This window comes from Gemmatimonadota bacterium, assembly GCA_026387915.1.
Classification (GTDB): domain Bacteria; phylum Gemmatimonadota; class Gemmatimonadetes; order Gemmatimonadales; family Gemmatimonadaceae; genus Fen-1231.
Window position 1 is genome coordinate 80,736 of sequence record JAPLKS010000018.1, and the last position, 26,563, is coordinate 107,298.

Sequence of the window (26,563 nt, forward strand, 5' to 3'; positions counted from 1 at the left end):
GTGGTGCGCCATCGCCGGCGTGCACCGGTGACACACGCACTGCGGGTGCCGGTCTTCATGCTGTATGTGGACCTCTCCGAGCTGCGCACGATCTTCGCCGGACGGTGGTTCTGGTCGTCGCGTCGCGTCGCGCCCGCCTGGTTCCGGCGTGCGGACTACCTCGGCGATCCAGCAGTTCCGCTCGATACGGCCGTGCGTGATCTCGTTGAAGCGCGCGTCGGCCGCCGTCCCCTCGGCGCCATTCGCCTGCTCACGCATCTTCGCTACTGGGGGTTCGTCATGAATCCCGTGAGTTTCTACTACTGCTTTGATGCCAGCGGAGCGGTGGAAGCCATTGTGGCGGAAATTACGAATACGCCGTGGAACGAACGGTTTTCTTATGTCCTGCAACGCGAGCACGCCGAACACATTTCGCCGCGTGGCGTGCAACGATACCGCTTTCCCAAGCAGTTCCATGTGTCGCCGTTTTTCCCGATGGAGTTGGAGTACGTGTGGCAGTTTTCGCCGCCGGATGAACGGCTAGCGGTGCATATGCAGAATCTCTCCCGCCGCGATGCGCTCTTTGATGCCACGCTGTCGTTGCGACGCGAACCCATTACCGGCGTGACGTTGGCGCGTGCCCTCCTGCTCTATCCGTTAATGACCGTCCGCGTTGCCGTTGGCATTTACTGGAACGCGTTCCGATTGTGGCTTCGTCGTGTCCCGTACTATCCCCACCCTAACAGCTCACAGACTCATGTTCTGGATTGATCGCATCGCTCATCGCGTGGTTGACCGCCTGTTTGACTCTCTGGCGAACGGTGCCCTGATTGTCCGTGACGGTGATCGCGAGAGTCGCTATGGAGACACGCTCGCGCCCGCCGTCACACTGACCGTGCACGATCGGCGCTTTTATGGATCGTTGGCATTTGGTGGCAGCCTCGGGGCGAGCGAAGCGTACATGGATGGGTGGTGGAGTACCGATGACCTCACCGGTGTGGTGCGCCTTGTGGCGCGCCACCGCGACCTGATGGCCAATATGGAGTCCGGGGCGAATTGGCTGGTAGGACCGATGCGGCGTGTCGCGCATTTTCTGAATCGAAATTCCAGAGGCGGTAGCCGACGCAACATCGCCGCGCATTATGACCTCAGCAATGAGTTCTTTTCGCTGATGCTCGACGACACGATGGCCTATTCCTGTGGTGTGTTCGAACATCCCGAGGCCACGTTGCGCGAGGCCTCCATTGCGAAGTTCGATCGCATGATTGCGCTCCTCGACGTGCGTTCGGAGCACCACGTGCTCGAGATTGGCACCGGCTGGGGTGGCTTTGCCGTGTACCTGGCGCAAACGGTCGGGTGCCGAGTGACCACGACGACCATCTCCCGCGAGCAGTTGGAACTCGCCACGAAGCGCGTCTTCGACGCTGGACTCTCTGACCGCATTGCAGTGGTATTGAAAGACTATCGCGATCTCGACGGTACCTTTGATCGCGTGGTTTCCATCGAGATGATCGAAGCCGTGGGCCATGAGTACTATCGAACGTTCTTTGAACGGTGTGCCGCATTGCTCACGCCAGACGGCAAGTTGGCCTTACAGTCTATTACCGTTGAGGACCGTCGGTATGACGCGCAGCGGCAGTCCGTGGATTTCATTAAGAAGCACATCTTTCCAGGCAGCAACATCCCCTCCGTCGCCGTGCTGCTCGGGGCCTGCGCCAACACCGACCTGCGCTTGACCCACGCGAACGAAATCGGACTCCACTACGCGGATACGCTACGAGCGTGGCGCGAGCGGATATTCGCGAGCGCCGATCAGGTGCGTGCGTTGGGCTTTGACGACCGATTTATGCGGATGTGGGAATTCTATCTCTGCTACACCGAGGGCGGATTTCTTGAGAGTGCCATCGGTGACGTGCAGCTGGCGTTTGCAAAGCCAGCGGCTATTGCGGGCGCGGCACGCCGATGATCAGTACCATTGGAGCCGCCCTCGCGGAGAGCGGCTACATTCCCACCGCGCTCGAGCGGCGTGCGATTCGCGCGATCTGTGCCGAACGCTTACGCGACGCCGTAGCGGGGGCGTCGCTTGAGGAGTTTATTGGCACGCTGCATCCCGCGCCGATCGCGCCGGTGCCGCAAGCCGCGAACGCGCAACACTACGAAGTGCCCGCCGCGCTTTTTGAGCTGGCGCTTGGCCGTCAGCTCAAGTACTCGAGCGGCTATTGGCCGCACGGCGTCGACAATTTGGATGCTGCGGAGACGGCGATGCTCGCTCGCACGTGTGAGCATGCGGGTCTCGTCGATGGTCAAGATGTACTGGAACTTGGTTGTGGGTGGGGATCCTTGTCGCTGTACATGGCACAGCGCTATCCCGCGTCACGCATTACCGTCGTGTCGAACTCTCACTCGCAACGCGCGCATATTGAAAGCCGAGGGTTCAACAACGTGCGTGTCGTGACAGCGGATATGAATGCGTTTGCGCCGTCGGAGACATTCGACCGCGTGGTGAGTGTCGAGATGTTTGAACATATGCGGAACTGGCCGGAATTACTGGCGCGCGTCGCGTCGTGGCTTCGCGATGATGGTCGGGTGTTTCTTCATGTGTTCGCGCACCGCCAACATGCGTATGCCTTTGAGACAGATGGGCGCAACGATTGGATGGCGCGACACTTCTTTACGGGTGGCATCATGCCGTCGTGGGACCTGCTGCCGCGGCTCGATTCCAGTTTACAGGTTGAAGACCGCTGGTGGTTCGACGGTACGCATTACGAGAAGACCGCCGCGGCATGGCGGGAAAACCTTGCGCGGCGACGCGCGGAGGTGATGCCCGTGCTGCGCGCCCACTACGGCTCCGATGCTCGGCAGTGGTACCACCGGTGGCGGCTATTCTTTCTCGCGTGCGAGGAGCTGTTCGGCTACGCCGACGGTACGGAGTGGGGCGTGGCGCATTATCGGTTACGCAAGCGCATCACATAACGTGCGCTCAGTCTGAGCCCCTACGGAGCGAGTACCCGCGCGAGAAACGTCGCGATGCCGTGAAACTGGTCCACGTGATCCGGTGCGGTGTTCCCGGCAAAACCAAGAATCTCAAATCGGCCCAGCTTGCTGTCGCTCAGCAGTTGCGTGCCCATCGGCCCCCACTCGAGCACGGGGGTGCGCTTCAGGCCGAGAGTGCTGAGCAACCAGTCGGTGCATTCCGTGGTGCTGGCGAAAGTGCCCGGGAAAATCTCCGAGTGGGTGATCACAAACGATTTGCGACCAGCGATCGCGAGTCGCGCAAACGACGCAAACGGTGCAAGCCCGGCCGTGTCGAGCACGCCGCCCTCGGCGAGCGGCTTTCCTTCTGGGAGGTAGCTCGCGTGAATGCCGTCGATGAGCAACACGCCATCTACGCGTGACACGTTCTCGGGACGCCGGAGAATCTCGCGAATGGCACCGTAGCCAGCGCTCCAGCCGCTCAGGACCACGCGACGAACTCGTGGCGCGCCGGCCACAGTGGCGAGTCGGACGCGTAACGAATCGAGAATTCTTCCATAGAGCAACGAATCGGCCGCAAAGGGGCGCGCGTACACGCCGGAGCCAGCGCCGAGGTACGTTGCGGCGACGATCACCGGCTGCGCCATCGTTGCTCCGGCGCGCTTGGGTACCCACGTACCGCCCATAAAATGAAGGTCGAGGTCTGCACGCTCGGCGCCGATGAGCCGTTGCGGAATGAAGACCTCGAGCGGTTTCGGCAACAGGCCGTGGATTTCGAAGCGCACACCGTCGTCGTCGCGCTGCTCGAGTCGTTCGTGCCGACGCGTCTGTTCCTGCATCGGCGACGGGTTCTGCGCGGCCGGGGCAGGCGTTGCAGTTGGCGCCGGAACGACCACAGCCGCACCCGAGGGCGCGGCTGTGGTTGGTATGAGCGTGGCACCCGAACCCGGGGGCAGATAGCACGCGATGGTCGCGAGTACGACGACGAAACTCCACGTCCGACCGCGCATCGTCGCTCTCCTTGTGGTCAGTAGCCCGCGATCTCCTCGTATGCCGCCACAAAGGTGCTCACCTGCGGCAGAATGGCATCTTCGAGCTGTGGCGCGTAGCCGACAAAAGTGTCGGAACTCGCCACGCGCCGCACCGGTGCGTCGAGCCACGCAAAGCACTCGTCGGCAATCGCCGCCGAGATTTCTGCGCCATAGCCCCACGAGAGCGAATCTTCGTATGCGACAATCACGCGGCTGGTTTTCTTGACGCTCGCGAACACGGTCTCCTTGTCCCACGGGGAGAGCGTGCGCAGGTCAATCACCTCCACGCTAATGCCACGTTCGGCGACTTCCTTTGCCGCCACGAGCGCACGCTGAACCGTCGCGCCGTACGTGACAACGGTGACGTCCGACCCTTCGTGCACGATCTTCGCCTTGCCAAAGGGGATCATGAAGTTCGGGCCGGGATACTGCGATTTGTTATACGTCTGCCGATACAGGTGCTTGTGCTCGAGGAAGATGACGGGGTCATCACACCGAATGGCGGTGCGGAGCAATCCGTTGGCGTCGAGTGCGTTGCTCGGGCAGACCACGCGCAGGCCGGGGCAGTGCGTGAACAACGAGGCGCCCGTCTGCGAGTGGTAAATGGCGCCGCGGATGTAGCCGCCGTACGTCGTGCGCACCACCACCGACGACTTGAACTGATTGTTCGAGCGCCACCGCATGGTCGCGAGTTCATCGCGAATCTGCATGTACGCGGTCCAGATGTAGTCAAAGAACTGTACTTCGACCACGGGCTTGAAGCCGCGATGCGCCAAGCCAATGGCGCGCCCCAAAATATTGGCCTCGGCGAGCGGCGTGTTGTACACGCGGCTACCGCCGAATTCTTTTTGCAATCCCCACGTCACCTTAAAGACGCCACCCTTGCCTTTGACTTTGCCGAGGTGCTCTTCGCGGGAGACGTCGGCCACGTCTTCGCCGAAGACGAGGATTTTGGGATCGCGCCGCATTTCGTCCTTCATGCAGACGTTGAGCATGTCCACCATCGTGGTCGGCTCGCCGGCGAACTGCGGATCGTCCTCGGTGTCGAACTGCTCGCTCGTCGGATCCACGTCCGGCGAGTAGACGGCGTAGTACACGGTGCTGGCGTCGGGCTGCGGCTGGCTGAGCGCGTCGTCCGTCGCGGCGAGCACTTCGGCGTCTACCGATTCCTGAATTGCGGTGATCTCAGCGTCGGTGGCAAAGCCTTCGTCCACCAGCCACTTGGGATAGTTCGTGATGGGATCACGCGCCGCATCGGCATCGCGCTCTGCGGCGGGGCGGTACATCACCTCGTCATCAGAGAGCGAGTGGGAGTACGGGCGAATGACCTTGGCGTGTACGAGTGCAGGTCCCTTGCGGTCACGGGCGTATTGCACGGCCTTCTGCATGACTTCGTAGCTGGCGACAAGGTCGCAGCCGTCCACCGTCTGCACGTACAACCCTGGGAAGTTCTTGACGAGTTCGCTGATGGAACCACCCGCCGTGTTCACTTCCACCGGCACGGAGATCGCGTAGCCGTTGTCTTCGACGATGTAGACGACGGGCAACTTGAGATTCGACGCGGTGTTGAGCGATTCCCAAAACTCGCCTTGACTCGTCGTGCCGTCGCCGGTGGTGCAGAGCACCACGTCGTCGCCCAAGAAGGTCGCATCGCTCACGCCATTCTGCTTCGCGCGCAGCGTGGCCTCGGCGGCGCCAACGGCCTGCAAGAACTGTGTGCCCGTTGGTGACGACGTGGAGACGATGTTCATCCCCTTGTGTCCCCAGTGGCTTGGCATCTGCCGACCACCCGAGTTCGGATCAGCGGCGGCACCCACGGCGGAGTAGAGCATTTCGGCCGCCGTCATCCCCAGTTGCAGGCAGAGCGCGCGGTCGCGGTAGTAGAGATAGTACCAGTCGTAGCCTGGCTTGAGCACCATCCCTGCGGCGGTCAGCACGGCTTCGTGCCCAGCGCCGGAGATCTGGAAGAAGATTTTGTTTTGGCGCTTGAGCTGGATTTCTTTGTCATCCAGTCGGCGCGACATGAGCATCGTGCGATATGCCGCGACGAGCTGCTCGCGGGAGAGGCCGGCGGTGGCGCGGCGCGCCTTGCTGGTGGTGGCCATGCGTCTGGAAGGCGAGGGACAAGGAGCCGCGGGAATTCCGCAGCAGGCAATCTTATAAAGATAGCCGTGACCAAGGGAGCGGGGGAGGCACGGCGCGGATGATATTGCCTCCGCGTACCATGCCGGCATTGACCGAAAAACGGTGACGCGACTGGACGCTCGGCCCGCAGTTGGGCATCTTGCGCGAACCCCCACCAAGGTGCCCGGATGCGTCCCACGCTCGTCAGCGGTGCCTGTTTTCTTGCCGTGGTACTGCTGGCGTTTGCCCTGAAGGGTGCGTGGGGTACCGCGGTGACGACGGAAGGGGCGCACTACTCGGTGAGTCTTCGCTCTGTCTTCTTGGCGGGGCCTCCCAAGAAGGGCTGCGACTACCTCCGCGGCAAAGGGGCGGTGGAGCTCTGCGCCCCCGCCCCTGAGGCGGATCAGGCCTTCTCGGTGCTCTGCGCGGCCTTCCCGCTCCTCGCCAACGCGGCAATCTTTGCGCTCCTCTCAGGGATTGTGACGGTGCGGTCGCCGTACGGCGCCAAGGGCACAGCCGCCGCCCTCGCTGGGGCGAGCTTTGCGGCCGCTTTCGCCGGGACGCTCTTTGCCAAGATTTCTATGCCGTACGCCCTCAACGTGCTGCTGGATCCGCCCTTTCACTTTGGCGGTTTTGCCTACACGGCAGCTTGGAGCGCGGTCGGGTGCCTGCTGTTCGCGGCCGCGCTTTCCACGACGAGCATGATGCTGAGGCACACGTAAGGGGAGCGGTTAATGGACCTTCCCTTACATCGCGCTGGCACACTCCCTGACTCCGCCGAGCCGTGAGGTTGGGCAACATTCATCGTTGCTAACCACACAGGGAGTCGCGCTCGTTGCGCGGCGGGAGAAATACACGAATGCGTCACCGTAGCTGGGCCGAACCTTGGAAGATCAAGGTTGTTGAGCCAATCCGCATGACCACGCGCGCCGAGCGCGAGCGCCATATCCGCGAAGCAGGGTTTAACACATTCCTGATTAAGTCCGAGGACGTCTACATCGACCTCCTCACCGACTCGGGCACGAGTGCCATGAGCGACCGCCAGTGGGCGGGGATGATGATGGGCGACGAAGCCTACGCCGGCTCTCGCAACTATTACAATCTCGAGCGCAGTGTGCGCGAGATTTACGGCTACGAAGAACTGATCCCCACGCACCAGGGGCGCGGCGCCGAGCATTTGTTGTCGAAGTTGCTCATCAAGCCGGGCGACCATGTGCCGGGCAACATGTACTTCACCACGACGCGACTGCATCAGGAACTTGCCGGCGGTACGTTCCACGACGTGATCATTGACGAAGCGCACGACCCCGCGTCGGAGCATCCGTTCAAGGGCAACGTCGATCTCAAGAAACTCGACGCCCTCGTGCAAAAGGTCGGGGCGGACAAGGTGCCGTATATCTGCGTCGCGGTGACGGTGAACCTGGCGGGCGGGCAGCCGGTGAGTATCGCCAATCTGCGTGAGGTGGCCGAGTACTGCCGTCCGCGCGGCATCAAGGTCATGCTCGACGCCACGCGTGCCGTGGAGAACTCCTGGTTTGTGCAGCAACGGGAGCCAGGGATGCGCGACCGCACCGTGGCCGAAATCCTGCGGATGACCTGCGATCTCACCGACGGCGCGACGATGTCGGGAAAGAAAGATTCGCTCGTGAACATCGGTGGGTGGCTGGGACTGCGCGACAGTGCGATTGCGGCCAAAGCGCAGAACCTTGTGGTCGTGTACGAGGGGCTGCACACATACGGCGGATTGGCTGGCCGCGACCTTGAGGCGATGGCTATCGGCATTCGCGAATCGGTGGAAGAGGAATACATCCGGAGTCGCATCGGCCAGGTGTACTATCTCGGTGAGCGGCTTCAGGAGGCCGGCGTGCCGATCGTCAAACCGATTGGTGGCCATGCCGTGTTTCTCGACGCGGCGGCGATGTTGCCGCACATTCCGCGCGATCAGTTCCCAGCGCAGGCGCTCGCAGCGGCGCTGTACGTAGAGAGCGGTGTGCGCGCGATGGAACGCGGCGCGGTCTCCGCGGGGCGCGACCCCGTGACAGGCGAGAACCGGTACCCGAAGCTCGAGTTGGTGCGACTGACGATTCCGCGCCGCGTGTACACACAGGCGCATATGGATGTCGTCACCGAAAGTGTCATTTCACTCTTCGAAGACCGCAAGCTCGTGCACGGGCTCAGCTTTGCGTATGAGCCCGAGTATCTGCGGTTCTTCCAGGCGCGGTTTGAGCCGGTGGGTGCTCCGGTGGTGCTGGAGTCGGCGGTCCATTCCGGCGCGACCGTTGATCGCCATTTCGCGCTGAACAAATAGCACGGATCGCATCACCGTGCGGTGACGCAAATCAAAAGCGCCCGGCAGCCATGGTTCGGCTCCCGGGCGCTTTCGTGTCCCACGCAGGGTCAGCCGCCAATGCCGATCGGTTCGTGCACGGCGAACTTTTCGAGAATCGCGTGCGCGATCATCGGGAGCGGTACGATCTCCTCGGCGGCGCCGAGCTTGATTGCTTCTTTGGGCATGCCGAAGACGACGCAGGTGGCTTCGTCCTGCGCGATGGTACGCGCGCCAGCTTCCCGCATCTGGAGTAGGCCCGCGGCACCATCCGCGCCCATCCCGGTTAGAATCACGCCGACGGCGTTCTTGCCCGCGTTCCGGGCTACGCTCTGAAAGAGCACGTCCACGGCCGGACGCTGGTGATGCACGGGGGGGCCGTCCTTGATGACTACCTGATACCGCGCGCCGTTCCGGACGAGCAGCATGTGATGATCGCCGGGGGCGATCAGCACGGTGCCAGGGACGACGTCATCGCCCTCGCGCCCTTCGCGCACGTTTACCGCACACAGTCCGTCGAGTCGGCGCGCAAAAGCGTCGGTGAATCCGGGCGGCATGTGTTGCACGATGACCGTGCCGGGTGCGTCGTGTGGCAACATGCGGAGCACTTCTTCGAGGGCACGGGTGCCGCCGGTCGACGCGCCGATGGCGAGCACCTTGTGCGTGGTCGAGAGTGTACCCATCGACGCAAGCGACGGGCGAGGTCCGTCCGTAAGCGGCGCCCGTTTGGTGACGTGGGCGGACGCGGCGTTCCGGACTGCCTGCACAAGCTTGGCGGCGACGTCGCCCGTCGAGTACGACGAGCCAGGCTTCGCGATCACTTCCACCGCGCCGAGGGCGAGCGCCCGAAGTGCGGTTTCAGAATTTTTTGGCGTGAGCGAGCTGAGCACGACCACTGGGAGGGGGAGGTGCTTCATCAGCTTCTCGAGGAACGTCAGACCATCCATCCGCGGCATTTCGACGTCGAGCGTGATCACGTCGGGGCGCAGCTTGACGATCTTGTCGCGGGCGGCGTACGGATCGACCGCCGTCCCAACGACTTCAATGTCATCGTGCTTCGAAAGCTCGTCCGTCAAGATTTTACGAACAAGCGCCGAGTCATCGACGACGAGAACGCGGATCATAGCAACCTTTGGTTAATGACCACCCAACGTGATGTACAGTCGGGTGTTGACGCGTCCTTCCTCAAGCCCGAGGCTAGCCTCGGCGGCGGGAATTTCCGCGCCCATTTCCGGAGCGATCTTCGTGGGCGGGCGGAGATGAAACACCCCCACCGCGTTCGTCATGGTGGACAGCAAATTGCCGGTAAGCACATTGGCGAGTTCGCCGAACGCGTCACGCTGAAGCTGTTCCGAGGGCTCTTCGATTCCGAGCATATTTTCTGCCACCACGCGCGGGATGCGTTCCGACACGCGCAGTTCAAGTCGGCCCGTCATGGGGCCAAAAAATCGAACGACCACGCCATCGGTCAGAGGGAGTTCGCGCTGCTCTTCCTCAAGAAAATCGAGAGGAATGAGCAGCGCGAGGTCCTCAAAAGTCGCTGCTGCTGTCTGATGTAACTGCGCTGGTTTCGTTTGCGTCATCGGTCAATCCGGTCAGCTGAAGAATGACCGCCCGTAGCTGCTCTGGGCGGAAAGGCTTGTGCACGAATCCCGCGCCAAGCCGGTGAATGAGGTTGATGCGTGACTCGCTCCCCTCGGTCGACACGACGATGACGGCGACATTCGCCGTCTCAGGATTGCCGCGAATCTCACCGAGCAGTTCTTCACCGTTCATACGCGGCATGTTGAGGTCGAGGAGCACGAGGTCGACCCAGTGTTCCTGGATGCACTCAAGCCCAGCCTGGCCGTCTGCCGCCTGATAGACCTCGCCAATCGCCACGCCGCTGAGCTTCAGCGTGCGGAGCACCATCGTGCGCATCACGGCGCTGTCATCGACAATCAGAACATTCAATGCCATCTCAGCCTCCTGCTGCTTTCATGGCGATTTCGCGCCCGTTCACCTTGAGCATCACATCTCCCGTGGCGACATCCATCATCAATGTGCGCGGCTGGCGCGATCCGCCGACTTCTGACGCCGCAATCATGACTCCATTTTTCCAAAACAGCTTGCGCAGCGCCGCGAAGTTCCGCTTGCCGATCTGAAAACGATCGTCGTCTTCGTTCTCTCCCTGGTGCGCCCCGCCCGCCACCATCACGACCATGCGCTCCTTCTTGGCGCCCAGCGCATAGCACGCTTTGAACAACTGGGGGATCCCGGTGTCCACGAACATCGCCGGATTCGCGGCGGCCTTGGCCGCGTCGATCGATGCCTCCGGCATCATCACGTGCAACAGCCCGCCGACGCGGGCAATCGGGTCGTGGATTGCCACCGCGAGGCAACTGCCGAGGGCATACGTGATCAAGCGGTCGGTCGGTTCAGCCGAGCAACGCATATCGGCCATGCCCACGACCAGATCTCGCTCGCGCCGCAGACTCAGGGCGGGGCTGGTCACGCCTTCACGTACACGGCCGGCGCCCGGTAGGCGTAGCTGTGTTCCACCGCGTGGAGCGTTTCCGAATGCCCGATGAAGAGCGTGCCACCGGGAGCGAGTAAATCGTAATACCGGTTCACCAGCCGCTCCTGCGTTTTTCGGTCAAAGTAGATCATCACGTTGCGGCAAAAAATCACATCAAACGGTCCGCGCATGGGCCATTCATCCATCAGGTTGAGGCGCGCGAACTTCACGAGCGAACGCAGCGACTCGCGCACGCGAAACCGTTTCCCGTCTGCGTCGCTCCGTGCCGGCTCGAAGTACCGCTGCACTAGGGCCGGATCGACATCGGCCAGCGTTTCGGGCAAATACAGCGCCTCGCGAGCCTTGGTGAGCACGCGCGCCGAAATATCTGTGGCGAGCATCTGCACATTCGGCTTGCCGCCGGTGGCCTCGGCGAGCACCATGCCAATGGTGTACGGTTCCTCGCCTGTCGAACACCCGGCGCTCCAAATGCGCAGCGTGCGCCCGCCCGACTCCGGCAGAATGCGATCGCGGAGATACTCGAAGTGCGCATTCTCGCGAAAGAAATTCGTCTTGTTCGTCGTGAGGCGGTCCACCATCTCCGCGAGTTCGGCCGAATCGCGTTCCGCGAGATCGAGATAGTCGCTGTATTTGCCGAGCCCGAGTTCGCGCATCCGTTTGGACAGGCGGGACGAGACGAGGCCTTCTTTGCCGTCGGTCATCGAAATGCCGGCGACATCGTACACAATCGCACAGGCGCGACGGAAATCGTCGCTCCCGAGCGTCCCTAGCACTGTCGGCGCGATTCCAGTCATGGGATAGTGATCAGTCCACGTTGGCCGACGCCGCGGTGACCGCGACGATTTCATCCGTTGAGAGCACGCGGTCGATGTCGAGCAACAGGCGCACGCGGCCGGCAGCTTTGCCAATGCCAAGGATGTAGTCCGTTGGCACGTCGGCACCAAACGACGGCGCCGGCTCAATGTCGCCCTGGGTAATCGTCGTCACTTCGCTGACCTGATCGACGACGAGTCCCATCTGCGTCCCCTGTACGGCCACCACGATAATGCACGAGGTCTCGGTGTCTTCGATGCCCGGCATGCCGAAGCGCAAGCGGAGATCCAGCACTGGGATCACCTTGCCGCGCAGGTTGATCACGCCACGGATATGGTGGGGTGTCCGCGGAATGCGCGTCGCCGGCATCATACCGAGAATTTCGTGCACGCTCAGGATTTGAATGCCATACTCCTCGCCCGCGAGGACGAAGGTGAGGTACTTGCCGCCCAACTGGGCGAGCGCGGCGGTCGGGGTCAGGGTGCTCATAGGTGAATCCGTAGTTGACGAGAAGTCGGCCAGCATGGCGACATCACTCGCGTCGCCGAAGGGAAAGAGTTGTGAGGGGGGAACAGTTGTTACGCAATCGATCGACGGTCCTGCGCCATCGGGGTCTCGTCCTCGTTGCCTGCGGTACGGCCGAGCTGAATGATCTGCGCGACATCGAGAATCAGCCCGACTCGGCCATCGCCGAGAATCGCGCCACCCGACACACCGGGCACCGCATCCAGGCCTCGGCCAAGGGTCTTGGCCACCACTTGGTGCTGGGCAAGCAGTTCGTCCACGAGCACCGCACACTGCCGCTCGCCGTCGCCGACCAGCATCAACAGCGCCTCTTCCGGGCGCTCCTTGGCGCCCGTGATGCCAAACAACCTGTGCAGACGCACGATCGGGATCGTGGCATCGCGGAGCAGCACCATCTCCCCGCGGCCGGTGACCGTATACAGCGACTCCACCGCCGGACGGAACGAGAGCATGATGTTGATGGTCGGCACGATGTAGCGCTCGTCGCCGACCCGCACGAGCATGCCGTCCGTGATCGCCAGGGTCAGCGGGAGACGCACCGTGAACGTCGTGCCTTTGCCTTTTTCCGACGTGATGTCGATACGGCCGCGAATCTGCTCCACGTTCCGCTTGACCACGTCCATCCCGACGCCGCGGCCGGAGACGTCGGTGATCTTGTCCGCCGTCGAGAAGCCCGGAGCAAAAATCAGCTGCCAGACGTCGCCGTCCATCATCCCCTTCTCACTCTCAATGAGCCCCTTGGCGATTGCCTTGGAGATGATTTTCTCACGGTTCAGCCCGCGGCCGTCATCCTTGAGCTCCACCACAACATGGCCGCCCTGGTGAAACGCCGAGAGCTTGAGCGTGCCCTGCGCGCGCTTGCCTGCCGCTTCACGCTCCTCACGACCTTCGAGTCCGTGATCGAGCCCGTTGCGCACCATATGCACCAGCGGATCGGCGATTGCGTCCACCATGTTGCGATCGATTTCGGTGTCGTCCCCGCTCGTCACAAACTCCACCAGCTTGCCGTTCTTCTGCGCGAGATCGCGCACCAGACGGGTGAGCTTCTGGAACGTGCCCTTGAGCGGAACCATGCGCATCGACATCGACAAGTCCTGCAGATCGCGCACAATCTTGCCGGCGTGCGTGATCTTGCGGGCCAGCGCCGGATTCTTGTGCTGCGAGACGTCGGTGTCGCCGGAGATCATCGACTGCGCGATCACCAGCTCGCCCACCATGTCAATCAAGCGGTCGAGCCTGTCGGTGCGCACGCGTACCGAGAGATCCGCGTCCGGCTTGGCTTTTTGTGGTGTCTGCGAGGTGGGCGCCGACACGGCGGTCTCGAATGCCACGGCGGCGATCACCGACGCGAGTGATTCGGCCGCCGTCGGCTCGGCGGAAGCGGTCGTGGTAGCGACGGATTCCGGTTCGGCCGCTTCGGCGTCGCTCGGTTCATCCATCATCGCCGCGTCGAACACCTCGCCCGCCGCTGCGTGCTCCAACTCACGCGTTAACTCGTGGCTCCCAACGGGCGCGATCAACGCGCCGGTCTCGAGTCCCGTTTCGACGCAATCCAAAAACGCCTTGATCATGTCGGTGGACCGCAGCGAGAGATCCGCACACCGGCAGTCGTACTGGATTTCTTTGTCGCGCACCATCGAGAGCACGGACTCGGCATGGTGTGCAAAGCGCGAGAGTCCGGTCAGCCCCAAAAAGGCGCCCGTTCCCTTGATGGTATGAAACGAGCGGAACACGGTGTTCACCGACTCGACGTCGGTCGGATTCGATTCCAGCGAGAGGAGGGCTGCTTCCGCGCTGCAGAGGATGTCCCGGCTCTCCGTGATGAAGTCGCGGAGGAGCTCCACATCCATATCGTCCGGCATCGTCTCGGCGTCGGGCATCTCGACCGCAGCCGGTTCAGCGGCGCCGCCGTTCATGAGGTGCTCGATGGCGCGTCCCGCTTCGCCGAACATGATGCCGCGATGGGCCGCGGGCGAGATTTCAAGCAGATCGGCCGTGCCGGCCAGCGCCACCAACAGGGGGGTGTCCGGCAAATCGGCGCGCGCAATGAAGGCGCGCACCCCAGCCACGAACTCAGCGACGCCGGCGTTGTCCGCGGCGTCGAGTTGCATCAACTGTAGGGCGAGCGCGTCGAGTGACATATCGGGCATTTGCGTGGCGTGCCCTGTTCCCAAGGGAAACGGGCACGAGGGTTCCGAAACCCGCGTGGGGTGGCATGCTGCCTGCGAAGTGCACACAAAGTGAGAGGTCTACACACAAAGTGTCGGAGAGTCCCCGTCGAACTTGAGCGTCCGGCCCCGGAAATTCGGCCTCAAGAGTGGGGGCAAACGGCCGAAACCACTTTTGGAGCAGTGTCACCTGACGTTTTCCCCCGGGAGCCAGCACGCAGGTCAACATCGGCCAGAGCGTGATCTGGCTGGTCATTTCGCACGTCAACTGCACGCGCAAGGCGACCTAGACGCGCGCACGTCGGTCCCCGGCACCGGCTTCCCCTCGGGGTCGGCGCGCGACGCGACCGCCGTCAGACGATCTTCTATCGCAGCTTTGAGCACCCGTACCCGAAGACCACAAATCGATAACGAAGCGGGCGGGGGTCTTGCGCGATGTCGTGTTACGGAGCAAGAATACCGTCGTCAAGCTTTTGGAAGGCGCGCCGGGCACGGCGCGACCACGTCCCGGAGGAGCATGGCCGCATCGCACGGACCAACCGTCGAGCGACATCCGCCGCGATCGCATACTGCGACCGCCGGCTGGAGCCTCCGCCCCATCCTCGTCACCCCGCACGGGCTTACTGCCCCGTCGCGGGGTGTCTTCGTTTTTGGCCTTTTCGGCGAGGTAGCATGTCTCACCGGAGCGTCAACCGCACTGCACTCCCCCGTGCACCCCGTGGCACTTCCCGCCATCACCGTCGCGTGCTCGCTCAGCAACACAAGCGGCACATCAAGCGCGCGACTTTCCGTGATTGCGCCAGGCGCTGCGTCTACTGCGGAACCTCGCTCGGACTAGAGATCGCCACGCTGGATCACGTCTACCCGCTCTCACGCGGCGGGACGCATGACCCCGGCAACCTCGTGGCCGCCTGCCAGCGCTGCAACCAATTGAAGGGCTCGCTGCTCCCAGTGGAGTTCTTCGCGCGCTATCCGTGGGCCGGCGCCAACTTCATGCGCTACGCGCGTGCGGTGCACCGGACGCTCAAACGCGGAGCACGACGGGCGGTCTCGCTCGCGTTTGCGCAGGCCGCGTAAGCCGCGCGCGTCGGTTGCGGTCGGTTGCGGTCGGTTGCGGTCGGTTGCAGTCGGTTGCAGTCGGTTGCAGTCGGTTGCAGTCGGTTGCAGTCGGTTTCGGCTGTTTTCAGTCGTTTACGGTTAACCGTTAACGGTCAACCGTAAACGACCGACAACCATTAACGGACCACCGATACCGACTCACGCACTCCGCCGCGTCGTCTCCAGCGCCAGCATCACCCGCTTTCGCTCCGGCCCCCACGCGTAGCCGCCGAGTTCCCCTGTCGAGCGAATGACCCGATGGCAGGGAATCAACCAGCTGATCGGATTGCTTCCTACCGCGCCACCCACCGCGCGCGAGGCCTTGGCGTCACCGATCGCAGCCGCGATGTCACCGTAGGTGGTCACGCCGCCGTCCGGAATCTGCAGCAAGGCGTTCCACACCTTCAACTGAAAGTTGGTGCCCTTTACGTGCAGGGCGATCGGCGCGGTCGCACGGCTCCCCGGTCGCGGAAATGCCTGCGTAGCGGCCCGCCGCGTCCCCGCTTGATCTGCTACCAGCGTCGCGCGCGGCCAGTCGTGCTTCACGCGGTCGAGCGCCTCGCGACGCGACACGGGATGCACGAAGGCCAGATGGCAAATCCCCCGTGCAGTGACCGCCACCAAGCACTCACCAAACGGCGTCGGATGAAAGCCGTACCGAACCTCCACCCCCTCGCCGCCTCGCTGATACTCGCCGGGCGTCATCGCCTCGGCGTTCACCAGCAAATCGTGCAATCGCGATGATCCCGACAACCCTGCTTCGTAGCTGCTGTCGAGTACCGTACGATCCTCGCGCAGCAGACGCTTCACCACCTGCGCCGTGCGGTGCTGCAGGAATCGCTTGGGGCTGACGCCAGCCCAGCGCGTAAACAGTTTTTGAAAATGGGATTCGCTCAACCCCACATGCCGCGCCACGTCAGCCAGCGATGGCTGCGCGTCGCCCTGCGCATCGAGGTAGCGGATGGCCCGCTCCACGCGGGTGTAGTCGTCGAGCATCGGATCGGTCGTCATGCGGGGCTCAGAGTGAATGACGAACGAACGGTACGGCAGGGCGGGGAGGAGCTCAATCCGATTCTTGCGATGCCCTTAGTAGTCCACGGGCCGCAGGTACGACTCCCCAATCGCCGTCGCGCTCATCATGGCCACCGTCGGCAACTTCCGCTTCCAGTGCGTGCCGTCGAGGCGCTTCCGGACCAGCTCCACTTCCACCGCAGAAAATCCGCGCGCCGCAACTTCTGCCGGCGAGTAGCCACTCAGCAGCCAGTTGAGAACCTGATCGGCGCGCGCATACGAAATGCCAAAATCGCGCTCGTCGGTCTGATCCTGCACCAAGTCGGCCGACGCGGGCTTCTCAATGATCACCTGCGGCACACCGAGGTGGCGCGCGAGTTCCCACACCTGCGACTTGAACAAATCGCCGATCGGGTTCACCGGCGGCGAATCGTCGGCGTGCCAGGTGAAATAGCCGAGCAAGCGCTCACTCTTGTTGCCAGTGCCAAGTGGCAGCGCGCGGTAGCGCGCCGAGAGATCGAACAGCGCGATCATGCGCGAGCGAGCCATCACATTGCCGCGGCGCGCGCCATCGGCGTCGGTTTCCAGCGCGAGATAGCCGTCGACCATGCCGCTGATGTCGACGGTGCGCGACTCCACGCCTAATTGATCAATCACCAACTGCGCATGGGCCAGCGAATCGGGGCTTGAGGTGCGGTACGGCATGCGGATGGCCACAACGTTCTTCGGCCCGAGCGCTCGCGCTGCTAGGGCGGCGACCACCGCCGAGTCCACGCCACCTGAGAGACCGACCACCGCTTTGGTAAAGCCGCGTCGCGCAAACTCGTCGCGCAAAAAGGCCGTCAGCCAGCCTTCGACCAACGTGGCGTCGATGTCGAGCGGCGGTGGCGTGCCGCGCGAACGGTCGCCGCCGGCCACCACGGGGAGCGATTCGGCCGCACCGCCGTGGCGTGCGGGAGCGTTCGATGGTGTGCGGGCACCGGCCGTCGAAGCGCCGTCACCTGTACCGGTGGCCTCCTTCGGTGCCACGGCGCGCTGCCCCGCCGCCCGTTGCAGTTCGGCCACGAGCATCGGCAGCTGCGCACGCACATCGCTCAGGAGCGGTCCCTCGGCGCGCGTTCGCGTGATGTCGTCCAGATCTACCGCCGCCGTAAGCAACGCTTCGTCCCAGAGTGGCGCGCGGGCGCGCACATCACCGCGCGGACCCATCACACAGCTGGAGCCTTGGAACATCCGGCCGCCTTCGCTGCCGACGAGACTGGCGTTCGTGACGAAGATGCCGTGCTCCTCCGCAATGTCGCGGATGAGGCGATCCCACCGCGCCACGGATGCCGGCATCGCGTCGCCATCGAGGCGCTCCATCGCGCCGCGCGCCGGCGCCGCCGACGACACGAACACCACCTGCGCCCCGTCGAGTGCGGCAATGAGCCCCGTGAGCGAATGCCACGCGTCCTCGCACACGAGCATCGCCGCCCGTCCCCACGGCGTGTCGAATGCCTGCACGCCATAGCCGCGCTCCACAAACCGCTCTTCATCGAACATGCCGTAGGTCGGCAGAAAATTCTTGCGGTGGACGTGGACGATCTGTGGCGTTTCTCCCAGCCGCACGTACATGGCGGCGTTGTGCAGATTGCCGCCGAACTTCTCGTAAAAACCGATCACCACGTCAATGGGCGCTGCGCCACTGCCCGCTGCGTCGCGATAGGCCGCGAGTAACTGCGTGGCGACTTCGTCAGCAGTCAGCGCGAGCTCGCGTACACCGCCTTCCACGAAGTAGCCGGAGAGCACCGTTTCGGCAAAATGCACCACCTGCGGGCGCGGCTCGATGGCCGCCGCCTGCGCGAGGACCTCACCGATACGACGAAAATTCCCGGCAAGGTCACCTTTGCGGGGGCGGTACTGGGCGATGGCCATCTGAAGGAGCGGCATACTAGTTAAAGGTCGCACCTGCGGCCCGTGCCGGGCAACGCCATCTGGGGTACTATTCTGAACAATGTCAGGCCGTCGCCCCAAGTCCTTCAGGATTCTCGTGTTGGCCTCACTGGCCTCACTGGCCTTACTGGCCGCCCGCGCCGGTGTGGCGAGAGCCCAGCAGGGCGGAGCCGCGCCCGCCGTTGAGGCCTGGCAGATCACGCCGCCCCCTCAATCCTCGCTCGTCTTTGCCCGCGATGGCTCCCTGATCGGCGAAATCGGGCGCCAGTGGCGGACCAATGTGTCGATCCGCGCCCTGCCCAAGTACCTCCCCCAGGCCTTCGTCGCGGTTGAGGACCACCGCTTTTATCAACACGACGGCGTCGACGTGGTGGGCATCGCAGGCGCCATCAAAGACAACCTGCTTGGCGGCTCGCGCGGGGCGAGCACCATCACGCAGCAGCTCGTCGGGAACATGCACCCCGACCTGATCGACCGGCGCGACCGCACCCTCTCGCGCAAACTGCGTGAGCAACGCGCCGCCCGCGAAATGGAAAAGCATTACACCAAGGAACTGATCCTCGAGGCCTACCTCAATCAGATCAGCTTCGGGCACGGCTGGTACGGTGTCGAATCGGCGAGTCAGCATTTCTTTGGCAAGCCAGCGGCGCAGCTCACACTCGCCGAGGCGGCCACGCTCGCCGCAATGCCGAAGGCACCGGCCATCTATGATCCGGCCAAGTTCCCCGACCGTGCCCGCAACCGCCGCGATGCCATTCTCGACCTGATGGTCGCGCAGAAATTCGTCACGCGCGCCGACGCCGACGGGGCCAAGGCAACGCTACTCCATACCGTTGCAAATGGCGGCGTCTCCGCGCCGTCGCCGTACTTCGTAGACGCCGTGCGCGCCTACGCCGAACGCGTAGGCGTGCCGCTCGCGCAGGGCGGATTTCGCATTTACACCTCGCTCGATCCCGCGCTCCAGCGCGCCGCCGTCACGGCGCTGCTCGACGGCACCGCCGCGGTGGAATCGCGGGCGAACTATCGCAACCCCACCCTTGCCAATCACGCCAAGGGGAGCACGGACTACTTGCAGGGCGCGGTTGTCGCCATCGACCCCTCCACGGGTGATGTGCGCGCGCTTGTTGGTGGGCGAAACTATCAAGAATCGCCATTCAATCGCGCCACCAATGCGATGCGGCAGCCGGGCTCGAGTTTCAAACCGTTCGTCTACGCGCGCGCGATCGTCGACTCGTTGCCGCCGAACGCGATCGTTCCCGATACCTCGCTCGAAATTCCGCAGCCCGATGGCCAACTCTATCGGCCACGCAACGACGACGGCGATTTCCTCGGCAACATCACGCTGCGCCAAGCCATCACCCGATCGCGCAATCCGGTGGCCGTGCAACTCTGGCTCCGGCTCGGTGCCGACTCTGTCATTGCGTTGGCGCACCGCTTTGGCATCACGACCGCCATCGCGCCCTATCCCTCGAGTGCAATCGGGGCATCGGTGGTACGGCCCATCGATTTCGTCGCGGCCTACACCGCGTTCGCCAACCTCGGCACGCCGGTCGAGCCGCGCCTCATCTATCGCATTGAAGACCGCAACGGCCGCACGCTCTACGCACAGGATGTGCGCGCACTGCCGCCGGCGCTTGAGCCGGCCGCGACCTTTGTGGTGCGTGACATGATGCGCGACGTCATCGAACGCGGCACGGCCACCGCCGTCCGGCGGTATCTGCCGAAGGACGTCCCCGTGGCCGGCAAAACGGGAACAACCAACGACAACACGGACGTTTGGTTCGTAGGACTCACGCCAGAAATTGTGGCGGGGGTCTGGCTTGGCCTTGATAAGCCGCGGCCTATCGCCGAACGCGGTGTGGCAGGCGGGACGCTCGCGGCACCCATTTTCGGACAAATGCTGGCGCGCGCCGGCTATACCCACCCCGTGGGGAGCTGGAGCCCGCCGCCGGGAGTCGTGACCGCAGAGCTTGATCGAGACACCGGACGGCTGTCGGATGCAGCCACTCCTCCCGAACGCCGCTATTCCGAGTACTTTCTATCCGGCACCGAACCTGCTGCGTTGCGTGTTGACGCACGCCGATTGTTTATGCTCGGTCCCATCACGTTCTAGCTCCCGATTGCCTTATGGCTTTTTCGCCCATCCAAAAATTGAGCATCGGTGCGGGAGCGGTGCTCCTCATGTTGGCCGTTGCCGGTGGGTCGGCACTCGTCGGCATCACACAGATGATGGGGAGCGAACGCGCCGTGGCGCAGACGAATGCCGCCATCGCCAAGCTCGATCGTGTCGTCACCCGTACGCTCGACGCTGAAAATGCGCAGCGCGGATTCATTACCACCGGTGACACGTCGTTTCTCGAGCCGCTCGACTCCGCGCAAAACGACGTGGAGTTTGCACTCGATACCCTGCTGATCCTCACCGACGACGATCCCGAACAGCGGCGCAATCTCGAACGCCTTGGCCCATTGGTTGCCGCGCGTTTTCGCGACGTACGCGCCGGCGTCGCCATTCGACAACGCAAAGGATTGGACTCCGCCACCGCGTTCATGCGGCACGAGACGGGATTGCGTGCGCGCGGCGGTGCTGGTTCCGTGGCGATCAAGATGCGCGACGAAGAGCTCCGCGTGCTGGGGTATCGCACCCGCATTATGACCGAGACGGGGCGCCAGGCGCGCCTGATCTTGCTCGTCGGCTCACTCACGTCGCTCCTCCTCGCGTTGCTCGCCCTTCAACCGATGCGTCCGAGTGTCGCGCATCGGCTCACGCAGCGCCTGTCGTACGTGCTGCAGCCACCGCCGGAGCTGAAACTCACGCTGGACGAAGCGGCGCGCCACGCGGGCGACCGCCTCATGCGCCTCCAGCAGATTATTGCCGCACTGAATGCGCCGGTCAACGCCGAAGACGTGGCGTTGCACCTGTTGCAGAAGGGGGCGCCGCCGCTCGTGGCGAGCCTCGGCGTCGTCGCGCGTCGCGTCGGCAACGCGCTCGTCGTCTCGCGATCGCTCGGCCGGGTGGCTGCAGATCTCGCCACGGGCTCCACCATTGTGTCGTCGCGCCTACAACCCTTTGAGCGCGCCGAACAGACCGGCGAGCCGGTCATCATTGAGTCGACGGCGGAGCGCGAACTTACCTACCCAGGGCTCGACGCGTTTTCCACGGACGGATCGGGTGACGGGGCGTTCATTGCCGTGCCACTGGCGGCCGACGGACGCGTGCGTGGTGTATTACTCCTGTCGTTTTCGGGCGATCGTGAGTTTGGTGACGACGATCGTGCGTATCTGACCACGCTTGGCCGCTTGGGCGGACAGGCCCTCGCTCGCAATCATATCTGAGCCTGGCGCAACGACCTCTCCACGCGGTGAACCGCGTGCGAGCCGTCGAGATCCATCTCTATTACTGGAGTTGTTGACGATGCCGAAGTTCCGTCGTTCGGTCGGTTGGACTGTGAAGCTCGGTCTTCTCCTTGTCGTCGCGGCATGCAGCGGCGGAGATGCCCTCGCGCCCGTGAAGCCGGCGTCGGTTGAGAACGCGGTCGGCACCGCGCCGTCCGCGACCGTCGGCACGGTCCTCGCCTCCGCTCCGACCTTCGTCGTCAAAGACGCCGCGGGGAACTCGCTCAGCAACATCTCGGTCACCGTCGCCGTCACGAGTGGCGGCGGTACGCTCGTCGGCGCACCCACCAAGAGTTCGGCGGGCGCAACGTCGGTGGGGACGTGGACGCTGGGCACCACGGCCGGCACCAACGTTATCACGGTCACCGTGAGCGGCCTCTCGCCGCTCACCCTCGCTGCCACCGGTCTTCCTGGCGCGCCGAGCAAGATTGTGGCGGTCGGCGGGAGCGGGCAGAGTGCGCCCGCGGGCACGGTGCTGTCGTCGCCTGTCGTGGTGAAAGTCACCGATCAGTACGGCAATGGCGTGAGCGGGCAGCAGACGTCCTTTGCGGTCACGACTGGCGGCGGAACCCTGACCGGTGCGCTCACCGCAACCACCGACATCTCGGGCTCGGCCATCGCGCCGCCGTGGAAGGTTGGACGTACCAACGTCGCGCAGCAACTCACCGTGACGTCGGGCACGGCGAGCCTCGTGGTGCCAGCCACGATCGCCACTTCGTATGGCATTGATTTGCGGTACGTTGGGACGGCGCCCGAAGCATCAATCCAAAACGCATTTTCCAACGCCATCGCGCGCATCACCGCAATGAACGTGGGCGCGATTCAGTCGGTCAACACCGGCGCCTACAACGTCGACACGAACTGTGGAACGAGCGGCGTCGGTCAGATCAACGAAATCATTCCTAGCGTCATCATCTACGCGACCATTGGCCCCATCGACGGTCCTGGCAAGATTCTCGGTCGCGCCGGCCCCTGCGCCATTCGCAACACCACCAAGTTGCCGGTGATCGGCGTGATGACCTTTGATGTCGCCGACCTTCAGTTGATGGTCACCAACGGCATCCTCGACGACGTCATCACGCACGAAATGTTGCACGTGCTCGGCTTTGGTTCGATCTGGGACCCAGCCTACAAGAACCTCATCATCAATGCCGGCACCGCGCAGACGGCGTTTACCGGTGCGGGCGCAATTGCCGCGTGCCAGACGCTCGGCAGCAGTGGCGCCAAGTGCACGCCGACCATTCCGCTCGAGTTCGGCCGCGGCGCTGGCAGTGACGACTCGCACTGGCGCGAAACCTCGTTCGTCAACGAGCTGATGACGCCGGCAGTGAATGTCTCGCCCAACCCGATGAGCGCGATGACCATCGCATCCATGGGCGACCTCGGCTACACCGTGAACCTTGCCGCCGCGGATACGTACGTGCTGAGTTCGTCGATCGTGGCGGACTTGTCGGCGCTCCGAACCGCGCAGGGCTTCGCGATTGCCGCCGATACGCACGACGAAGTGGTGCGTCCCACGTGGTCCATTTCGCGCGACGGCGTCATCGCGCGTTTGCCGAGGTACTAATGCGACGCTTAGTACTCCTCTCGACGGCCGCCGCACTCGCGGCGGCGTGCGGCGGCGCTCCCAAGGCCGCTGACAACGCCGCCTCAGTAGTCGCGGACTCCGCTGCAGCGCCCGCGGCCCGTGTCGATTCGGCAATACCCGCCGCACCGCCCGCACCGCCCGCGCCGGCTACCCCGGCTGCGCCCGGAACGCCAGCGGCTCCCTCGAAAGTCCCCGCAAAGACAAACGCTGCCGCCAGCCAAGAGCTGCGCGACAGCGTCATCAAACCGTCGATGCTGATCGACGAGAAGACCGGCGCCGTGACGCCGATCAAGAAAAAGCCGAACTAACTCACCACCGCCAACTGCGGCTCGCTGCTCGATTCTTCCACGAGTGCGACCTTCAGCACGTCTTCGAGCGTTTCGGCAGTAAGGAAGGTGAGCTTCGCCTTGGCTTCGTCCGGCACGTCCTCGAGGTCGGCTTCGTTGTCCTTGGGCAGAATGATCGTCGTGATCCCTGCGCGCAGGGCGCCGAGCACCTTTTCCTTGACGCCGCCAATGGGCAACACGCGACCACGCAGCGTGATTTCGCCGGTCATCGCAATGTCTTTGCGTACGGGACGTCCGCTCATCTCGCTCGCCAACGCAATCGCAATGGCCACACCCGCACTCGGGCCATCCTTGGGAATGGCACCGGCCGGTACGTGGATATGTGTTTCCACCGCCCCTAGGCGTGAGCGCGAAATTCCGAGCTTGATGGCGTTGTTGGTCACGTAGGTAAACGCGGCGCGCGCGCTTTCCTTCATCACGTCGCCGAGCTGGCCGGTGAGAATCAGCGACACGGGGCCGCCGCCGCTCTGTTTACCATCTTCGTTTGGCGCCATCTCCAACCGGCGCGTGGACGCTTCCACAAACATGATGTCGCCGCCCATTGGCGTGTAGAACATGCCGGTGGCAATGCCTACCTCGTGGTGCGCATTGGCTTTTTCCGGCCGCACCTTGGGCCGCCCCAGCAACTCGCGCACGTCGTCGCCGCTTACCAGTCCGTCGTGCTTGATCGTGGTGTGTGCTTCGCCCGAGGCAATGCGACGCGCCACCTTTCGGGCAATCGCGCCAATCTCGCGCTCGAGCTGGCGTACGCCGCTCTCGCGCGTGTACTGCGACACAAGTGCCATCAGCGCGTCATCGCTGTACGTCACGCCTTTTTCGGCGAGTCCGTTCTCTTCAATCTGACGCGGCACCAAATACTTCTTGGCGATCTCCATTTTTTCGCGCTCAGTGTAGCCCGAAAAATCCACCACTTCCATACGGTCCAGGAGCGGACCGGGAATGTTCTGGAGGAAGTTCGCCGTCGCAATGAACAGCACTTCGCTCAGATCAAACGGCACGCCGAGGTAGTGATCGGTGAACGTGTCGTTCTGTGCCGGATCAAGCACTTCGAGCAACGCGGCCGACGGGTCGCCCTGAAAGCTCACGCCGAGTTTATCGACTTCGTCGAGCAGGAAGACGGGGTTCTTGGTACCAGCCTGCTTGATCCCCTGCACGATGCGTCCGGGCATCGCGCCCACGTACGTGCGGCGATGTCCGCGAATGTCCGCTTCGTCACGCGCGCCGCCGAGGGCCACGCGCACGTACTCGCGACCAAGCGAACGGGCGATGGACTTGGCAATAGATGTCTTGCCGACGCCAGGCGGGCCCACGAAGAGCAGGATCGGACCCTTGGCCATGGCGCGGGCCTTTGCTTCTTTTTGATCGGTGATCGAGCGGTCAGGTGCCAGCTCGCCGCGCTTGAGCGTCGGCGTGGCGTCCTCACCTTTCTCCTTCAACTTGGCAGCCGGGAACTCGCCCGTGGTCTTGATTTCGTCGGCGAACTGCTGGGCCCGCAACTGACGCACCGCGAGGAACTCGAGCACGCGGTCCTTGACGTCCTTGAGGCCGTAGTGATCGTCGTCGAGCACCGTAATCGCGTGCTTGAGGTCGAGCTGGTCGTCCGAGCGCGTGTTCCACGGCAGCTCGGCAATCCATTCGAGATAGGTGCGAATGACCTGCGCTTCCATCGACTCGCGACCAGACCGTTCGAGGCGTCCCAGCTCGCGCTCAACTTCCGTGCGCGCTTCCTTGGGGAGCTCGAGCTTATTGAGCTTCTCGCGAAGCTCCTCGATCTCCTTGGTCTGGTCGTCGTCGCCGAGTTCCTTCTGAATGGCCTTCATCTGCTCGCGCAGGAACATTTCGCGCTGGCGCTCGCCCAGTTCCTCCTGCACCTGCGACTTAATCTCTTCTTGGGCTTCGAGCAGCGAGATCTGCCGTTGCACGTGCACCAGCACGCGCCGCAGGCGTTCCTCCACGCTGAGCGTCTCGAGCAGTCCCTGCTTTTCCGCCACCGTCAGTTCGAGGTAGCCGGCCACGAGGTCGGCAAACTTGCCAGGCTCGGTGACGGCGTCGAGCACCTGATGCACGACTTCCTCAGGCAGACCGCGGCGTTCACCCAACTCGGCGGCGCGTTCGCGAATTTCCTTGTGCAGCGCCTCAAAGGCCGGGTCCGTGTCGTCGATCGGCCCCAGTTCGTCGGTGTGCATGATGACGGCCGAGAGGAACCCGTCCGTTTCGGTGAACTGGAGGGCGCTCGCACGCTGCTCGCCTTGCAGGAGCAACTGCACGCCGCCGAGGCCGCGCTGGACCTGCCCAATGCGGGCAATGACGCCCATGGAATACAGGATGTCCGGCGTCGGCTCGTCCGCGTTGTCGCGCTGGGCGACGGCGAACACGAGACGGTCGCCCTTGAGGGCGGTTTCAATCGCCCGAAGGGTGCCCGGACGCCCCGCCGCAATAGGAGCGGTGAGGCCCGGAAAAATGACTGTCCCCCGCAACGGGAGGACCGGAAGTGTGACTCGAGTGCTCATTCCCACGTTCTCCTACCTGCCGTGACCGGCGGATGAGGCCGCGCGAAAGCTCGCGGGGGCCTGGTTGCCGGTATTGTATCGCAAGTGCTGTTCCACCTTGAGTTACGACATCCTGGCATTTTCTGCAACTTTTGACTGCCTGCGTGACGTAGGGACTGTCAATTCAGGTTGAGCGAACGGATGCTACCTTATACGTCGGCATAGGTCTGTCCGTTCTCAGGCAGTAG

General features: G+C 63.5%; 22 protein-coding genes and 1 pseudogene. 10 read left to right on the forward strand and 13 right to left on the reverse strand.

The genetic code is table 11. From position 1 onward, the window contains the following. The first annotated feature begins 3 nt into the window (after window positions 1-3). The 3 genes from NTZ43_12330 to NTZ43_12340 are packed head-to-tail and all read left to right on the forward strand — an operon-like array spanning window position 4 to window position 2,952. Window positions 4-750 carry a DUF1365 domain-containing protein gene (locus NTZ43_12330; GenBank protein MCX5767997.1) on the forward strand — a complete coding sequence of 249 codons (747 nt, stop codon included), beginning with the start codon at window positions 4-6 and terminating at the stop codon, window positions 748-750. After that, window positions 737-1,945, forward strand: coding sequence for a cyclopropane-fatty-acyl-phospholipid synthase (locus tag NTZ43_12335; protein ID MCX5767998.1), 1,209 nt, complete (start codon window positions 737-739; stop codon window positions 1,943-1,945). The genes NTZ43_12330 and NTZ43_12335 overlap by 14 nt, the downstream gene beginning before the upstream one ends. Continuing rightward, the gene (locus NTZ43_12340) at window positions 1,942-2,952 is read left to right on the forward strand and encodes a cyclopropane-fatty-acyl-phospholipid synthase (GenBank protein MCX5767999.1); all 1,011 of its coding nucleotides are present in this window, start codon (window positions 1,942-1,944) and stop codon (window positions 2,950-2,952) included. Before NTZ43_12335 ends, NTZ43_12340 begins: the two co-directional genes overlap by 4 nt. Before the next feature lie 20 nt (window positions 2,953-2,972). Here the strand turns inward: NTZ43_12340 and NTZ43_12345 are convergent, their stop codons facing one another. Continuing rightward, the gene (locus NTZ43_12345) at window positions 2,973-3,962 is read right to left on the reverse strand and encodes a hypothetical protein (protein ID MCX5768000.1); all 990 of its coding nucleotides are present in this window, start codon (window positions 3,960-3,962) and stop codon (window positions 2,973-2,975) included. A gap of 17 nt (window positions 3,963-3,979) precedes the next feature. Continuing rightward, the gene (locus NTZ43_12350; protein MCX5768001.1) at window positions 3,980-6,088 is read right to left on the reverse strand and encodes a dehydrogenase E1 component subunit alpha/beta; all 2,109 of its coding nucleotides are present in this window, start codon (window positions 6,086-6,088) and stop codon (window positions 3,980-3,982) included. A gap of 207 nt (window positions 6,089-6,295) precedes the next feature. Between NTZ43_12350 and NTZ43_12355 the strand changes: the two genes are divergently transcribed. Continuing rightward, window positions 6,296-6,829, forward strand: a complete 534-nt coding sequence (locus tag NTZ43_12355; protein MCX5768002.1) for a hypothetical protein — start codon at window positions 6,296-6,298, stop codon at window positions 6,827-6,829. Window positions 6,830-6,966: 137 nt separating this feature from the next. Then, on the forward strand, window positions 6,967-8,415 hold the full coding sequence (locus NTZ43_12360; GenBank protein ID MCX5768003.1) for a tyrosine phenol-lyase: 1,449 nt from the start codon (window positions 6,967-6,969) through the stop codon (window positions 8,413-8,415). An 89-nt stretch (window positions 8,416-8,504) separates the two neighbouring features. Here NTZ43_12360 and NTZ43_12365 read toward each other — a convergent pair whose 3' ends face one another. The 7 genes from NTZ43_12365 to NTZ43_12395 all read right to left on the reverse strand — a co-directional run bounded on the left by NTZ43_12365 (window position 8,505) and on the right by NTZ43_12395 (window position 14,439). After that, window positions 8,505-9,557, reverse strand: coding sequence for a chemotaxis response regulator protein-glutamate methylesterase (locus NTZ43_12365; GenBank protein ID MCX5768004.1), 1,053 nt, complete (start codon window positions 9,555-9,557; stop codon window positions 8,505-8,507). A gap of 12 nt (window positions 9,558-9,569) precedes the next feature. Next, a complete protein-coding gene (locus NTZ43_12370; GenBank protein MCX5768005.1) occupies window positions 9,570-10,016 on the reverse strand; it encodes a chemotaxis protein CheX in 447 nt (148 codons plus the stop codon). Further along, window positions 9,964-10,392 carry a response regulator gene (locus NTZ43_12375; protein ID MCX5768006.1) on the reverse strand — a complete coding sequence of 143 codons (429 nt, stop codon included), beginning with the start codon at window positions 10,390-10,392 and terminating at the stop codon, window positions 9,964-9,966. The genes NTZ43_12370 and NTZ43_12375 overlap by 53 nt, the downstream gene beginning before the upstream one ends. A gap of 1 nt (window position 10,393) precedes the next feature. Then, window positions 10,394-10,927 (reverse strand): chemotaxis protein CheD, encoded by a 534-nt coding sequence (locus NTZ43_12380; GenBank protein ID MCX5768007.1) that lies wholly within the window; start codon window positions 10,925-10,927, stop codon window positions 10,394-10,396. Further along, window positions 10,924-11,745 (reverse strand): protein-glutamate O-methyltransferase CheR, encoded by an 822-nt coding sequence (locus NTZ43_12385; protein ID MCX5768008.1) that lies wholly within the window; start codon window positions 11,743-11,745, stop codon window positions 10,924-10,926. Before NTZ43_12385 ends, NTZ43_12380 begins: the two co-directional genes overlap by 4 nt. A 10-nt stretch (window positions 11,746-11,755) precedes the next feature. Further along, window positions 11,756-12,253, reverse strand: a complete 498-nt coding sequence (locus NTZ43_12390; protein ID MCX5768009.1) for a chemotaxis protein CheW — start codon at window positions 12,251-12,253, stop codon at window positions 11,756-11,758. 89 nt (window positions 12,254-12,342) lie between these two features. Continuing rightward, window positions 12,343-14,439, reverse strand: coding sequence for a chemotaxis protein CheA (locus tag NTZ43_12395; GenBank protein ID MCX5768010.1), 2,097 nt, complete (start codon window positions 14,437-14,439; stop codon window positions 12,343-12,345). Between the two features lie 762 nt (window positions 14,440-15,201). Between NTZ43_12395 and NTZ43_12400 the strand changes: the two genes are divergently transcribed. Next, window positions 15,202-15,534, forward strand: coding sequence for an HNH endonuclease (locus NTZ43_12400; protein MCX5768011.1), 333 nt, complete (start codon window positions 15,202-15,204; stop codon window positions 15,532-15,534). 180 nt (window positions 15,535-15,714) lie between these two features. Here NTZ43_12400 and NTZ43_12405 read toward each other — a convergent pair whose 3' ends face one another. The 3 genes and pseudogenes from NTZ43_12405 to NTZ43_12415 all read right to left on the reverse strand — a co-directional run bounded on the left by NTZ43_12405 (window position 15,715) and on the right by NTZ43_12415 (window position 18,480). Then, window positions 15,715-16,566 (reverse strand): bifunctional helix-turn-helix domain-containing protein/methylated-DNA--[protein]-cysteine S-methyltransferase, encoded by an 852-nt coding sequence (locus NTZ43_12405; protein ID MCX5768012.1) that lies wholly within the window; start codon window positions 16,564-16,566, stop codon window positions 15,715-15,717. Between the two features lie 75 nt (window positions 16,567-16,641). Next, window positions 16,642-17,484 (reverse strand): NAD+ synthase, encoded by an 843-nt coding sequence (locus tag NTZ43_12410; protein MCX5768013.1) that lies wholly within the window; start codon window positions 17,482-17,484, stop codon window positions 16,642-16,644. 207 nt (window positions 17,485-17,691) lie between these two features. Continuing rightward, window positions 17,692-18,480 (reverse strand): annotated as a pseudogene (locus NTZ43_12415) (NAD+ synthase). A gap of 115 nt (window positions 18,481-18,595) precedes the next feature. On the opposite strand from NTZ43_12415, the gene NTZ43_12420 reads away from it, so the two are divergent. The 4 genes from NTZ43_12420 to NTZ43_12435 all read left to right on the forward strand — a co-directional run bounded on the left by NTZ43_12420 (window position 18,596) and on the right by NTZ43_12435 (window position 23,787). Continuing rightward, the gene (locus tag NTZ43_12420; protein MCX5768014.1) at window positions 18,596-20,611 is read left to right on the forward strand and encodes a PBP1A family penicillin-binding protein; all 2,016 of its coding nucleotides are present in this window, start codon (window positions 18,596-18,598) and stop codon (window positions 20,609-20,611) included. A gap of 14 nt (window positions 20,612-20,625) precedes the next feature. After that, window positions 20,626-21,831 carry a CHASE3 domain-containing protein gene (locus tag NTZ43_12425; GenBank protein ID MCX5768015.1) on the forward strand — a complete coding sequence of 402 codons (1,206 nt, stop codon included), beginning with the start codon at window positions 20,626-20,628 and terminating at the stop codon, window positions 21,829-21,831. Between the two features lie 79 nt (window positions 21,832-21,910). Continuing rightward, window positions 21,911-23,458, forward strand: coding sequence for a hypothetical protein (locus tag NTZ43_12430; protein MCX5768016.1), 1,548 nt, complete (start codon window positions 21,911-21,913; stop codon window positions 23,456-23,458). Further along, entirely contained in the window at window positions 23,458-23,787 is a 330-nt protein-coding gene (locus NTZ43_12435) for a hypothetical protein (protein MCX5768017.1), read from the forward strand. Before NTZ43_12430 ends, NTZ43_12435 begins: the two co-directional genes overlap by 1 nt. On the opposite strand, the gene lon is transcribed toward NTZ43_12435, so the two are convergent. Continuing rightward, window positions 23,784-26,336, reverse strand: a complete 2,553-nt coding sequence (gene lon, locus NTZ43_12440; protein MCX5768018.1) for an endopeptidase La — start codon at window positions 26,334-26,336, stop codon at window positions 23,784-23,786. The two genes, NTZ43_12435 and lon, sit on opposite strands and share 4 nt — an antisense overlap. Window positions 26,337-26,563 lie beyond the last annotated feature (227 nt).